The following is an 11962-nucleotide window of genomic DNA, read 5'->3' as shown; positions in this document are numbered from 1 at the left end:
GTCCTGCTGTTGTTAACCATTTTAAACTGCGCCAATTACGCTTTACGCTGCGGCGTTTTGGCGGCAGGCTGCCCTTGCTCTTCTTCGACGCAGTCGTCGCAAGGCAAGTGGCGGCCAATCAAGGTACGATAGCCGAAGGCGCCCAGGATGGCCCCGAGAATCGGTCCGAAAATCGGTACCAGGAAGTACGGGATATCGCGTGCGCCGGTAAAGGCGACGTTGCCCCAGCCGGCGAGATAGGCGAACACTTTTGGTCCGAAATCACGCGCCGGGTTCAGGGCGAAGCCGGTCAACGGGCCCATGGAAGCGCCGATAACGGCGATCAGAATACCGATCAGCAGCGGCGCCAGCGGGCCGCGCGGTACGCCGTTGCCATCGTCGGTCAGCGCCAGAATCAGGCACATCAGAATGGCGGTGATCACGGTTTCCACCAGGAACGCCTGCGCGACGGAGATGTGCGGGTTTGGATAGGTGGAGAAAATCCCGGCCAGATCCAGACTCTCTGCGCTGCCGCGCACCATGTTGTGGGCGGCTTCGAAATCAAAGAACAGATTGTAGTACAGGCCGTAGACCAGCGCGGCGGCACAGAAGGCGCCGGCGACCTGGGCGATGATAAAGGGAACCACGCGGCGGCCGTTAAAGTTGGCGAACAGCCACAGTGCGATGGTGACGGCCGGGTTGAGGTGGGCGCCGGAGATGCCGGCGGTCAGATAGATCGCCATGGCGACCCCGAAGCCCCAAATAACGCTGATTTCCCATTGGCCGAAGCTGGCGCCGGCCAGTTTTAATGCGGCAACGCATCCTGCGCCAAAGAAGATCAGTAGGCCGGTGCCGAGAAATTCTGCGATACATTGGCCTTTTAATGTCGGACTGGTGTTTTGGCTCATAATGTTGTTGTCCTGCAGGGTTATAGGTTTTAGGCTCGGCGAGTAGCCTGCCGGCCTTAAGGTACAGGTTTTTTTAATCTCATCCTCTTTTAAATTGAGGATGTGATGTAAATTTATCGTTAACGAACATAAACGAGAAATAGCGAAATCAAAATGTGTGTGCTCCGTCATAAAATTGAGCGAATTCGCGTTGTCTGCTGTTCTTTCCGCGCCATTACGCAGCAGGGTTGATCAGGGTTTTTGTCCGACAATTGTTAACGCGCGTTTGTCGTCATACGCGCATTTTTCAGTTTTGACTGATGGCGGGGGCGGGAAAATTGCAACAGACTGCGCGTTGAGCCGGTATGTTGCTAGACAGTAAGAGGCGGGCTACTTACAATCGTTTTTATCGAAAGAGCGTTTTATCGAGACAGGCGCGTTTTTAATCAAAAGCGCGTGTCACTTGCGCGATGCATATTCGCAGCGGCTGCAGCCTGTGCTGTGCGGCTGCTTAATAGATGTACGCCTTGCTATCATGAGGGGACTGAAGATGTCATTTGAAGTATTTGAAAAACTGGAAGCAAAAGTTCAGCAGGCGATTGATACCATCACTCTGTTGCAGATGGAAATTGAAGAGCTGAAAGAGAAGAACAATACGCTGTCTCAGGAAGTGCAGAACGCCGCCGGCAACCACGAATCACTGGTGCGTGAGAACCAGCAGCTGAAAGAAGAACAGCACGTATGGCAAGATCGCCTGCGCGCGCTGCTGGGCAAAATGGAAGAGGTCTGATTCCCTTTGCCGCAGTAACGAAAAGGGCGCCGACGGCGCCCTTTTTCATGGTAACGGCTTATTCAATATCGAGCGGGTCTTCCGCCAGAATGATGCCGGTATTGTCGGCATACAGATGATCGCCGGAGAAGAAGGTGACGCCGCCGAAGTTGACGCGGATATCGCTTTCACCCACGCCTTCGCTGGTGGCGCCGACTGGGATGGCCGCCATGGCCTGGATGCCGATATCCAGCTCTTCCAGATCGTCCACCTGACGCACCGCGCCGTAAACCACAATGCCTTCCCACTCGTTCTGAGTCGCCAGGCGCGCCAGCTCCGCGTTGATCAACGCCCGGCGTACCGAACCGCCGCCGTCGACCAGCAGGACGCGGCCGCGGCCGTTTTCTTCAAGCAGGTCAAAAAGCAGGCCATTATCCTCGAAACACTTCACCGTGGTGATCTGTCCGCCAAATGAAGTACGCCCGCCAAAATTAGAGAACAGAGGCTCAACCACGTTGACCTCTTCATGATAGATATCGCAAAGTTCGGAAGTATCGTATTTCATAGGATTTTATGTCTGTTTGCCGCTGGAATAACCAGTATATCCCTTTCTGCGCCCTGTTGGCAAAATCATCAGTTTTTATCTAGCTGAGCGCCACGCCGGCGGCGAACAAAATATTCGCCAGCAGGGCGGCCTTGACCATGTGCTCCAGCATCGGGCGCATGCCGGCCGGCGAAGGGTCGCGCAGTACGCGCAGCGCATGGCGCCACAGCAGCGGCACCGCCAGCACAAACAGCCAGCCCCATGGGCCGCTCAGGTTGAACAGGGTGAACAGCGCAAAGCACAGCACCGCGCCAATCAGCAGCAACGCATGGTAGCGCCGGGCGTTTTTCGGCCCCAGCCGCACCGCCAGGGTGTTTTTGCCGCTGGCGCGGTCGCTTTCGATATCACGCAGGTTATTGATGTTCAGCACCGCCGCCGCCAGCAGGCCGCAGGCGGTTGCCGGCAGCATCACGATGCTGTCGAAATGCAGCGTCTGCAGGTAATAGGTGCCGGCCACGCTCAGCCAGCCGAAGAACGCCAGCACCGAGATATCCCCCAGCCCCAGATAGCCGTAAGGCTTGTTGCCGACGGTATAGGTAATGGCGGCGACGATCGCCAGCGCGCCGAGCGCCAGGAAGCCGACCACGTCGCGCGGCGTTTCGCAGGCCAGCGCAATCAGCGAACAGCCGGCGATGGCGATCAGCACCACGGTAATGACCAGCGCGCGTTTCATCTGCGCCTGGGTAATCATGCCTTTTTGCATGCCGCGCAGCGGCCCGATGCGATCTTCTGTGTCGCTGCCTTTGACGGCGTCGCCGTAATCATTGGCCAGGTTGGAGAGGATCTGCAGCAGTCCGGCGGTCAACAGCGCCAGCAGCGCGACGCCGGGCTTCAGGCTGCCTTGCCAGGCGGCAATAGCTGAACCGACAACGATGGAGGCGAAAGCCAGCGGCAGGGTGCGTGGACGTAAACTTTCCAGCCAGGCTCTGGCTGGGGTGGTGGAGGTAGATGAGCTCATTTTTCGCTTCAGCAAGTCAAGTGGCTGTGTCCGCAGATAAAAAAATGGGAGGCAATGCCTCCCATTTTCGTGACTGACAGGACAGTGATAGAGCGATTATAGGATAAAACGGCTCAAATCTTCATCCGCAACCAGCTCATCCAGGTGATTGCGCACGTATTCCGCATCAATTGTAATGGATTGACCATTAATCTCGCTGGCGTCATAGGAGATATCTTCCATCAGGCGCTCCAGCACGGTGTGCAAACGACGCGCGCCGATGTTCTCGGTGCTCTCGTTAACCTGCCATGCGGCTTCGGCGATGCGGCTGATACCGTCGGCGGTGAAGTCGATGGTGACGCCTTCGGTGGCCATCAGCGCTTTGTACTGCTCGGTCAGCGACGCGTTCGGCTCGGTCAGAATGCGTTCGAAGTCTTCGGTCGTCAGCGCCTGCAGTTCAACGCGGATCGGCAGGCGGCCCTGCAGTTCCGGGATCAGATCGGACGGGCTGGCAACCTGGAAAGCGCCGGAGGCGATAAACAGGATGTGATCGGTCTTCACCATGCCGTGCTTGGTGGAGATGGTGCTGCCTTCCACCAGCGGCAGCAGGTCGCGCTGCACGCCTTCACGGGAGACGTCCGGGCCGGAGGAGTCGCCGCGCTTACAGATTTTGTCGATCTCATCGATAAATACGATGCCGTGCTGCTCAACGGCTTCGATCGCCTGCTCTTTCAGCTCTTCCGGGTTAACCAGCTTGGCCGCTTCTTCTTCCACCAGCAGCTTGAAGGCTTCTTTGATCTTCAGCTTGCGGGGTTTCTGCTTCTGGCCGCCGAGGTTCTGGAACATCGACTGCAGCTGGTTGGTCATCTCTTCCATGCCCGGAGGCGCCATGATTTCGACGCCCATCGGCGCGGCGGCCAGGTCGATTTCGATCTCTTTGTCGTCCAACTGGCCTTCGCGCAGTTTTTTACGGAACGACTGACGTGCGGCGGACGGTTCCTGCTGCTCTTCCGGCTGGCCCCAGTTGTTTTTGGCCGGTGGGATCAGCACGTCGAGGATGCGCTCTTCCGCCATCTCTTCGGCGCGGGTGCGGTTTTTCTCGATTGACTGCAGGCGCACCATTTTCACCGCGGCGTCGGTCAGGTCGCGGATAATGGAATCCACTTCCTTGCCGACATAGCCCACTTCGGTGAACTTGGTGGCTTCAACTTTGATAAACGGCGCGTTGGCCAGTTTAGCCAGGCGACGGGCGATTTCGGTTTTACCGACGCCGGTCGGGCCGATCATCAGAATGTTTTTCGGCGTTACTTCGTGACGCAGCATCTCGTTGAGCTGCATACGACGCCAGCGGTTACGCAAGGCGATGGCAACGGCGCGTTTGGCTTTGCTTTGGCCGATGATATAACCGTCCAGTTCGCTGACGATCTCGCGCGGAGTCATTTCAGACATAGTATTCGATCCTTACGCTTTGGAAGGCAGTTCTTCAATAGTGAGATTATGGTTGGTGTAAATACAGATGTCGCCGGCAATGCCGAGAGACTTCTCGACGATTTCACGGGCGCCCAATTCGGTATTTTCCAACAATGCGCGCGCGGCTGACTGGGCGTACGGGCCGCCGGAGCCGATCGCGATCAAATCATTTTCAGGCTGAACCACGTCACCGTTACCGGTGATGATCAGCGAGGCGTTTTCATCGGCCACGGCCAGCAATGCTTCCAGCTTGCGCAGCATGCGGTCGGTACGCCAGTCTTTCGCCAGCTCGACGGCGGCTTTCACCAGGTGGCCCTGGTGCATTTCCAGTTTACGCTCGAAAAGCTCAAACAGCGTGAAGGCGTCAGCGGTGCCCCCGGCAAAACCGGCGATCACTTTATCGTTGTACAGGCGGCGTACTTTTTTGACGTTGCCTTTCATCACCGTATTGCCCAATGTTGCCTGGCCATCACCACCGATGACGACTTGGCCGTTGCGGCGTACGCTTACAATTGTTGTCACGAGCAGACCCTCGTTGCAGACTGAAAGAAGTCCCCGCAGCGCCTGCTTGCGCAGGTGCTACGAGGCATATTGAGAGTATAGATGGGGGAGGATTACGGCTTTTCAACCCCTGACGGAGAGGGGAATGCATCCTGACATGCCAATGCCCTTCAGGCGGGACAAGGTTTTGTCGGCGCCGGCGCGGCTGCTGAACGGCCCGAGCACGACGCGGTTCCAGCCGCCGCCGTTGGTGATGCGGCTTTCAATGCCTTCAAACGCCAGGCGCGCACGGACGGATTCCGCCTGATCGGCGGCGCGGAACGAGCCGCACTGCACCATCCAGCGCTGTTTCTGTTCCGGCTTGCTTTCCGTCTTCGCCGGCGGCGTCGTCGGTTTAGGCTGTTGCGCCGGTTGGCTGCTGGCGCCGCCGCTGAACGGGTTGCGCGGCTGACTGGCCGGCGGCTGCGTTTGCTGCTGCACCTGTTGCTGTTGACGCGGCTGCTGCACCGGCGCCGGCTGCTGCGCGTTGTTGCGCGCGGCCTGAGCGGCGTCGTTATACGGCACCTCGTTGAGCTGAGTCGGGCGCTGCTGCATATCCGCCTGCATCTGCTCCAGCAGCTGGCGCTGTTCCTGGGTCAGCTGGGTTTTGGAGTTCACCTCGCCGCCGGCCGTCGGTTCGGTCGGGGTTTGTACGCCGGTCTGACGGTTTTCCAGCTCTTTGATATAGCGCCAGCGCTCTTCCGGCTTCGGCGGCAGGCCGTTGCCCGGGCGGCTGCTGTGGGCCGGCGACAGCGGTTCGTCGTCCGGTTTGTTATGGGTAATAAAGTAGAGACCGCCGGCAAAGATCACCAACAAGGCGACCGCAAGCGCTACCACGGTTTTGGACACCTTCGGAGAACTGCTTTTTTTACGGCTGGGGGTTTTGCGCCGCGCTCCAGAGCGCCCGCGGCTTACATAGTCTTTCTGTGCCACTATTCTTCCGCTGTATCTTTATTAGAAATTAAGTTCATCATGTTACTGAACCCTAAAATATTTGACTAGCGTTTAGGGGCGGCGGTGCTGCCTCTGACAATCAGTTCGCTGTCCAATAAACGGGAGCCGCTGGCGACGTTTTGCCCGTGCAGCTGTTCCAGTAACAGTAACATGGCTTGCTGACCAATTTGAAAGCGCGGTTGCGCCACCGTGGTTAACGGCGGATCGCAATACTGCGTCATTTTCAGGTCGTCAAAACCGACGATCGACAGATCGCCCGGGACGCTCAGGCCCATTTTACGCGCCTGCGACAGCACGCCGATCGCCATGATATCGCTGTGGCAGAACACCGCCGTCGGCGGTTTCGGCAGCGCCATCAGGGTTTTCAGCGCGGCTGCGCCCGCTTCATAAGTGAAATCACCCCGGGTAATATAGCCGCTTTCGACGGTAATGCCATTACGGCGTAGCGCCTGAATGTAACCCTGCAGGCGATATTCGCTGAGCGGCATCTGCTGCGGCCCGGCGACGCAGGCGATCTGCGTGTGTCCGAGCTGATGCAGATAATGCACGGCCTCGAAGGCGGCGGTCAGGTTGTCGATGTGCACCGTGGGCAGCTCCAGCTCCGGCGCAAACTCATTGGCCATCACCATCGGCGGCAGGTTGCGCTGTTCTTCCTTGCTGGCGTCGAAGGGCAGGTTGGAGCCGAGCAGCAGCATACCGTCGATCTGTTTGGTGATAATCAGGTTAACGAAGGTGCGTTCCTGCTGGTTTTGCTGGGCGCAGTCGCCGATCAGCACCAGATAGCCCTGCTGCGCGGCGGTTTGTTCAATCCCTTGAATAATATCGGCGAAGAAGGGGTCGCAGATATCCGGGACGATCACCAAGATGGTGCGGGATTCATTACGCTTCACGTTGCGCGATAGCGCATGCGGAGAGTAACCCACGGCCAGTACGGCCTGTTCCACTTTCTGACGCGTTGGCGCTGAGACCTTCTCCGGGTTCATCAGCGCGCGTGATACGGTTGCCGTTGAAACGCCCGCCATTTCCGCAACGTCTTTCATGGTTGCCATGGATAACTCTTTCTTGTGTTCCAACGCCTTTCTCCTTGCGCCGGCCCTATGCCAACGCGATTACTGCCATACCCCGGGCAACGATGCCGTTTCAGGGCGTATCTCCGCAATCACGCCAGGTTCGCGGGTGTGCAGCCCGCGAGCGGAAATCTTTACGATATTCTAAACAGATTACGTACCGCTTTTGTTACCTAATTTGCATAAAAAATGTGATGAAGCGGGAGTTTTTCGCGTTCGCTCGCAAATTCAAGGGTAAACGTTTGCTTAACGCCAAAGAAATCAGACTTTTCCGTGTTCAACCGTCGATGGGATCGACGTCCAGCGTCCATTTAACTTTGCGTGCCTGCGGCAGGGTGCCGATCAGCGGCAGGGTGTTTTTCATGATCCCCTGCAGAACGCGGCGCGACGGGTGTTGCAGCAGCAGCTGCCAGCGGAAACGTCCCCCGCGTTTGGACTGCAGCGCCGGCACCGGCCCCATCACCCACAGGGAATCGTCTTTCAGCGGGCTGGCCTCCAGCAGATTGCGCAATTGCTGCAGGAACATCGGCGCCTGCTGATTATCGTGATCGTCGGCGCGCAGCATAATGTGGCTGGTATAGGGGGGCAGGAAGACGCTGTTGCGCTCGCCCAGCGCCTGTTTGGCAAAGGCGTCGTAGCCTTGTTGCAGCAGCGTCTGCAGCAGCGGGTGCTCCGGGTGGTGAGTCTGCAGCAGCACTTCACCCTGCTTGCCGGCGCGGCCGGCGCGGCCGGATACCTGGGTATACAGCTGGGCGAAGCGTTCGGCGGAGCGGAAATCGGCGGAAAACAGCGCGCCGTCGACGTCCAGCAGCGCTACCAGCGTCACGTCCGGGAAGTGGTGGCCCTTCGCCAGCATTTGCGTACCGATCAGAATACGCGCGCCGCCGCGGTGGATCTCGTTCAGATGCTGCTCCAGCGAGCCTTTACGGCTGGTGGTGTCGCGATCGATACGGGTAATCGGCGTGTCAGGGAACAGCGGCGCCAGCTCGTTTTCCAGCTGTTCGGTGCCGACGCCGACCGATACCAGATGCGTAGAGCCGCATTGCGGGCACTGGTGCGGTACCGGGCGCTGGCTGTCGCAGTGGTGGCAGCGCAGCTGGCGGTGATTCTGGTGCAGGGTGTAGTAACGGTCGCAGCGCTGACATTCGGCGATCCAGCCGCATTCGTGACACAGCAGCGCCGGCGCATAGCCGCGGCGGTTGAGAAACAGCATCACCTGATTATCGTTTTTCAGGTGGTGCCGCATGCTGTGCAGCAGCGGTTGCGACAGGCCGACCTTCAGCGGCAGGCCTTTCAGGTCGATCAGGTGCTGGGCGGCCGGTTTGGCGTTGCCGGCGCGCTGCGTCAGTTTTAACTGACGGTATTTGCCCAGCTGCACGTTATGCAGCGTCTCCAGCGCTGGCGTCGCGGAGCCCATCACCATCGGAATATTTTCCGTATGGGCGCGGAACACCGCCAGATCGCGCGCGTGATAACGCCAGCCTTCCTGCTGCTTGTACGAGCTGTCGTGCTCTTCATCAATAATGATGACGCCCAGGCGGGCGAACGGCGTAAACAGCGCCGAGCGGGTGCCGATGACAATCGCCGCCTCGCCGCTGCGGGCGCGCAGCCAGACGGACAGGCGCTCGCTATCGTTCAGGCCGGAGTGCAATACCTCCACCGGCGCGTTGAAACGCTCGCGAAAGCGGGCGATGGTCTGCGGCGTCAGGCCGATTTCCGGCACCAGCACCAGCGCCTGCTTTCCCTTCGCCAGGATGTTTTCCAGTACGCTGAGATAGACCTCGGTCTTGCCGGAGCCGGTGATCCCGGCCAGCAGCCAGGCGGCGAACTGTTCATCTTCGCTGCGGATGGCGCCGACGGCGGTGGCCTGCTCGGTATTGAGCCGCAGCCGTTCGCCCTGCACGCTGAAGCCGGGCCGCCAGTCCTGCAGCGCCACGCTCTGCGTGCGCAAGTCGGCCAGCCCTTTGGCGCGCAGCGCCTGCAGCGCATTGTCGGTCAGATCGAGTTCGCTGACCTGGTGACGGTAAACCGGACGCTGCAGCAGGGCGGCGAGCGCCTGCTGCTGTTTGCGGGCGCGTTTCAGGCTTTCCGGCGGCGTGGCGCGCCCGGACTCGGTGGCGAACCACTGCCACAGCGGCGCGGTTTCCGCCGGTTTACCCTGGCGCAGCAGGGTCGGCAGCGCATGAAACAGCACTTCGCCGAGCGGATAGTGGTAATAGTCGCTGGCCCAACGCAGGATGTGCCACATTGCGGCGGAAAACAGTGAATTGCCGTCGATGATGCTGTCTATCGGTTTGAGTTTTTCCAGCGGCAGCTCGCTGCTGTCGCTGCATCCGGTGACGATGCCGATGGCGCGCTGCTTTCCCCAGGGTACGCAAACGCGCGCGCCGACCACCGGCTGTAGCCCCTGGGGCAGCAGGTAATCGAAAGTGCGGGTCAGCGGAACCGGTAGAGCAACGTGAACAACGGGCATAGGGTCCATCCAAATGAGAAAGAGGGGCTAGTTTACACGGCAGACGGCCAAATGTACGGATCCGATTGCGCGGTGTATTTAATTCTGTATAATTTGCCGCCTTTGGTATAATTCGATACCAATAAATTATCATCAACCACGTGTGGTGTCTGGCGAAACAGGGCTGGATAGCGACACGGCCTTAACTGAGGTTTCCCCATGAAAGAAGGTATCCACCCTAAATACGATTTCGTTACTGCAAGCTGCTCTTGCGGTAATGTCATGAAGATCCGCTCTACCGTGGGCCACGATCTGAACCTGGACGTTTGTGGCGCATGCCACCCGTTCTACACTGGCAAGCAGCGTGACGTTGCTACCGGTGGCCGCGTTGACCGCTTCAACAAGCGTTTCAGCGTACCAGGCGTTAAGAAATAAGATTTCTTACCGACCGATAAAAAAGGCGCCTTCGGCGCCTTTTTTGTTTCTGTCACCGGCGTTCGCCGATGGCATCAATATTCCCAGGTATCGGGATCGACGCCCAGCTCACGCATCAGCACCTTCGCGGCTTCCGGGATTTCATCGCTGCGCTCTTTGCGCAGGTCTTCATCATTAGGCAGCGGCTGGCCGGTAAAGGCGTGCAGAAACGCTTCACACAGTAATTCACTGTTGGTGGCGTGGCGCAGGTTGTTGACCTGGCGACGGGTGCGCTCGTCGGTGAGGATTTTCAGAACCTTCAACGGAATCGACACCGTGATTTTTTTTACTTGCTCGCTTTTTTTACCGTGTTCAGCGTAAGGGCTGACATACTCGCCGTTCCACTCAGCCATGGGACACCTTAAAATTGTCAGAAAAATTACAATATTCTAAAAACCGGCCAATTATGCCCGATCTTCACTGTTCTCACTAAATAAATGTCAATGTTACGCGACCAGGGTCACTGATGGACGCAGCGTGAGCGAGATGGACTATGCTTATCGCGCCAGCTTCTTACCCGACCAAACTGACATAATGTTGGCGGGTATTATGCCTCTGCTTAATCTATACGCAAAGAAGTTTAGATGTCCAGATGTATTGACGTCTATCCGTCATGCGATTAATCTTTAGGCCTCATTCATCCGCCTTCGAGAGCCGAGCGACTCCTATGACGCGTAAACCAGCCACGATTGCCGTGCGTAGCGGCCTGAACGATGACGAGCAGTACGGCTGCGTCGTCCCGCCCATTCATCTTTCCAGCACCTATAACTTCACCGATTTTAATCAGCCGCGTGCGCATGATTACTCCCGCCGCGGCAATCCGACGCGTGATGTGGTGCAGCGCGCGCTGGCGGAACTGGAAGGCGGCGCCGGCGCGGTGATGACCGGCAGCGGCATGTCGGCCATCCATCTGGTGACCACCGTACTGCTGCAGCCCGGTGACCTGCTGGTGGCGCCGCATGACTGCTACGGCGGCAGCTACCGGCTGTTTGACAGCCTGAGCAAGCGCGGCGCCTACCGGGTGCTGTTTGTCGATCAGGGCGATGACGCGGCATTGGCGCAGGCGCTGGCGCAGAAGCCGAAACTGGTGCTGATTGAAACGCCGAGCAATCCGCTGCTGCGCGTGGTGGACATTGCCGCCATCTGCGAGGCGGCGCATGCGGCCGGCGCGCTGGCGGTGGTGGATAATACCTTCCTGAGCCCGGCGCTGCAGCAGCCTATCGCCCTGGGGGCGGATCTGGTGGTGCACTCCTGTACCAAGTACCTCAACGGCCATTCGGACGTCGTCGCCGGCGCGGTGATTGCCAAAGACGCCGAGCTGGCGGTAGAGCTGGCGTGGTGGGCGAACAACATCGGCGTTACCGGCGGCGCGTTCGACAGTTATCTGCTGTTGCGCGGTATGCGCACGCTGGCGCCGCGGATCAGAGCGGCGCAGGAGAATGCCGCAGCTATTATTCGTTATTTACAGCAGCAACCGTTGGTGAAAAAGCTGTATCATCCTTCTCTGCCGGAAAACCCGGGCCATGATATTGCGCGCCGGCAGCAACGCGGCTTTGGCGCGATGCTCAGTTTTGAGCTGGATGGCGACGAGGCGGCGCTGCGCCGTTTCCTGTCGGCGCTGCGCCTGTTTACGCTGGCGGAATCGCTGGGCGGGGTGGAGAGCCTGATCTCGCATACGGCGACCATGACCCACGCCGGCATGGCGGCAGAGGCGCGGGCGGCGGCGGGCATTTCCGACAGCCTGCTGCGTATTTCCGTGGGTATTGAAGACAGTGACGATTTGATTGCCGATCTGGAACACGCCTTCCAGGCGGCGGCAACGAGGTAAG

Annotated in this window: 12 protein-coding genes; 3 read left to right on the top strand and 9 right to left on the bottom strand. The window is 58.8% G+C overall.

Annotated elements, in window-relative coordinates; all coding sequences use genetic code 11:
* Window positions 1-35 precede the first annotated feature (35 nt).
* Complete coding sequence (locus I6G83_RS06250; RefSeq protein WP_054306367.1) at window positions 36-887, bottom strand: MIP/aquaporin family protein; 852 nt, start codon at window positions 885-887, stop codon at window positions 36-38.
* Window positions 888-1416: 529 nt separating this feature from the next.
* On the opposite strand from I6G83_RS06250, the gene zapB reads away from it, so the two are divergent.
* On the top strand, window positions 1417-1656 hold the full coding sequence (gene zapB / locus I6G83_RS06245; protein ID WP_015962322.1) for a septal ring assembly protein ZapB: 240 nt from the start codon (window positions 1417-1419) through the stop codon (window positions 1654-1656).
* Between the two features lie 58 nt (window positions 1657-1714).
* On the opposite strand, the gene rraA is transcribed toward zapB, so the two are convergent.
* The 7 genes from rraA to priA all read right to left on the bottom strand — a co-directional run bounded on the left by rraA (window position 1715) and on the right by priA (window position 9680).
* Window positions 1715-2200: a ribonuclease E activity regulator RraA gene (rraA, locus tag I6G83_RS06240; protein ID WP_015962321.1), complete on the bottom strand. Its 486-nt coding sequence runs from the start codon at window positions 2198-2200 to the stop codon at window positions 1715-1717.
* A 79-nt stretch (window positions 2201-2279) separates the two neighbouring features.
* Window positions 2280-3197 carry a 1,4-dihydroxy-2-naphthoate polyprenyltransferase gene (locus tag I6G83_RS06235; protein ID WP_054306366.1) on the bottom strand — a complete coding sequence of 306 codons (918 nt, stop codon included), beginning with the start codon at window positions 3195-3197 and terminating at the stop codon, window positions 2280-2282.
* Window positions 3198-3293: 96 nt separating this feature from the next.
* Complete coding sequence (gene hslU, locus I6G83_RS06230) at window positions 3294-4625, bottom strand: HslU--HslV peptidase ATPase subunit (RefSeq protein ID WP_015962319.1); 1332 nt, start codon at window positions 4623-4625, stop codon at window positions 3294-3296.
* Between the two features lie 12 nt (window positions 4626-4637).
* A complete protein-coding gene (hslV, locus tag I6G83_RS06225; RefSeq protein ID WP_015962318.1) occupies window positions 4638-5168 on the bottom strand; it encodes an ATP-dependent protease subunit HslV in 531 nt (176 codons plus the stop codon).
* 102 nt (window positions 5169-5270) lie between these two features.
* Window positions 5271-6119, bottom strand: coding sequence for a cell division protein FtsN (ftsN, locus tag I6G83_RS06220; RefSeq protein WP_054306365.1), 849 nt, complete (start codon window positions 6117-6119; stop codon window positions 5271-5273).
* A gap of 65 nt (window positions 6120-6184) precedes the next feature.
* On the bottom strand, window positions 6185-7213 hold the full coding sequence (gene cytR, locus I6G83_RS06215; RefSeq protein WP_015962316.1) for a DNA-binding transcriptional regulator CytR: 1029 nt from the start codon (window positions 7211-7213) through the stop codon (window positions 6185-6187).
* 271 nt (window positions 7214-7484) lie between these two features.
* Entirely contained in the window at window positions 7485-9680 is a 2196-nt protein-coding gene (priA, locus tag I6G83_RS06210) for a primosomal protein N' (protein ID WP_054306364.1), read from the bottom strand.
* A 198-nt stretch (window positions 9681-9878) separates the two neighbouring features.
* Between priA and rpmE the strand changes: the two genes are divergently transcribed.
* The gene (rpmE, locus tag I6G83_RS06205) at window positions 9879-10094 is read left to right on the top strand and encodes a 50S ribosomal protein L31 (protein WP_015962314.1); all 216 of its coding nucleotides are present in this window, start codon (window positions 9879-9881) and stop codon (window positions 10092-10094) included.
* Window positions 10095-10168: 74 nt separating this feature from the next.
* Here the strand turns inward: rpmE and metJ are convergent, their stop codons facing one another.
* Window positions 10169-10486, bottom strand: a complete 318-nt coding sequence (gene metJ / locus I6G83_RS06200) for a met regulon transcriptional regulator MetJ (RefSeq protein WP_006317756.1) — start codon at window positions 10484-10486, stop codon at window positions 10169-10171.
* 314 nt (window positions 10487-10800) lie between these two features.
* On the opposite strand from metJ, the gene metB reads away from it, so the two are divergent.
* The gene (gene metB, locus I6G83_RS06195; RefSeq protein WP_054306363.1) at window positions 10801-11961 is read left to right on the top strand and encodes a cystathionine gamma-synthase; all 1161 of its coding nucleotides are present in this window, start codon (window positions 10801-10803) and stop codon (window positions 11959-11961) included.
* Window position 11962: the final 1 nt, after the last annotated feature.

The organism is Serratia rubidaea (assembly GCF_016026735.1).
Lineage (GTDB): Bacteria > Pseudomonadota > Gammaproteobacteria > Enterobacterales > Enterobacteriaceae > Serratia_B > Serratia_B rubidaea.
Note: the sequence above shows the minus strand (reverse complement) of the source record. Positions and strands in the feature narration are given on the sequence as shown.